The sequence below is a fragment of the Martelella alba genome (assembly GCF_005217455.1).
GTDB lineage: Bacteria > Pseudomonadota > Gammaproteobacteria > Enterobacterales > Enterobacteriaceae > Acerihabitans.
Window position 1 is genome coordinate 1 of the sequence record NZ_SZPQ01000135.1, and the last position, 1,234, is coordinate 1,234.

General features: G+C 62.7%; 2 protein-coding genes. Both read right to left on the bottom strand.

All coding sequences use genetic code 11. From position 1 onward, the window contains the following. Positions 1–228 (bottom strand): DeoR family transcriptional regulator (locus tag FCN80_RS26030; protein ID WP_136993258.1); only part of this gene is annotated, 228 nt, incomplete at its 3' end. A gap of 11 nt (positions 229–239) precedes the next feature. Beyond that, on the bottom strand, positions 240–1,234 hold a 995-nt coding region (locus FCN80_RS26035; protein ID WP_306767943.1), incomplete at its 5' end, for a D-threonate 4-phosphate dehydrogenase.

Below are 1,234 nucleotides of genomic sequence, written 5' to 3' on the forward strand. Positions count from 1 at the left end.
CAGGTTACGCTGCATTTTTTCCTGCGTCGTGGGCTGGCTGGGTATAAAACGGTTCAGCGTGACCCCGCCGTGCGTCCGGCTGATCACGCCCTCCTGGTCGAGCTTAATCAAATCCCGACGCACCGTGGCCGGCGAGGCGGCTACCACGCCCACCAGTTGTTCGACGGTCACCAGATTATGGCTTTTCAGATAATCCATAATCCGGTCCAGACGGCTTTGTCCTTTCATATCCGATGAGGTTAGGCGAGTTGCATCGCGAGCTGGATTGAGATGGCCATGCTCTCAGACTTCGCCTTGCCTGTCCAGGCAATATCGAACGCCGTGCCATGATCCGCCGACGTGCGGATAAACGGCAAACCCGCGGTGATATTCACCCCATCGTAAAACCCCAGCAGCTTGAGCGGAATATGGCCCTGGTCATGGTACATCGCCACCACCATGTCATATTGGCCTTCGTAGCATTGCAGATAGACGGTATCCGGCGGACAAGGACCAAACACGTTGATGCCCCTGGCCTTCATCCCCTCTATGGCCGGACCGACCAGTCGGATCTCCTCATCGCCGAACAGGCCGTTCTCCCCCGCGTGGGGGTTTACGCCCGCCACCGCGATACGCGCCCCGGCATACCCCACCCGCTTGAGAAAGGCGTCCGCCAGCCCGATGACGGTTTCCACCCGCTCGCGGCTGAGCGTATCCAGAAATTGACGCAGCGCGACATGGGTGGAGACGTGGATCACTTTCAAGCGCTCGGTATACAGCACCATCGCGTAATCTTTGCTGCCGGTCAGTTGCGCCAGCAGCTCGGTATGACCGGGATAGAGGTGGCCGGCGGCGTGCAGCGCTTCTTTGTTCAGCGGCGCGGTGGCGATAGCCTGCACCTCGCCGGCCATCGCCAGTTCGGCGGCGCGCCTGACGCAGCGAAAGGCCAGATCGCCCGCCTGAACCTGCACCCTGCCGGGCGTCAGGCCCGCCGGGTCGGCCAGCGGCTCGTCAATCACATTGATCACGCCGGGGGAGAACCGCGCCTCGGCTACCCGGTCCAGCACCCGCAGTTCCGCCTGGGGCGTGATACCCAGGCCGAGCACGCGGCGCAGCGTGCCGGCGCAGCCGACCACCACCGCCGGCGCGCCGGAAAGCGCCCCTTGCGCCAGGGATTTGATGATAATTTCCGGACCGATGCCCGCCGGATCGCCCATGGTCACCGCTATGGCTTTACTCACTCGATGTCTCCTCA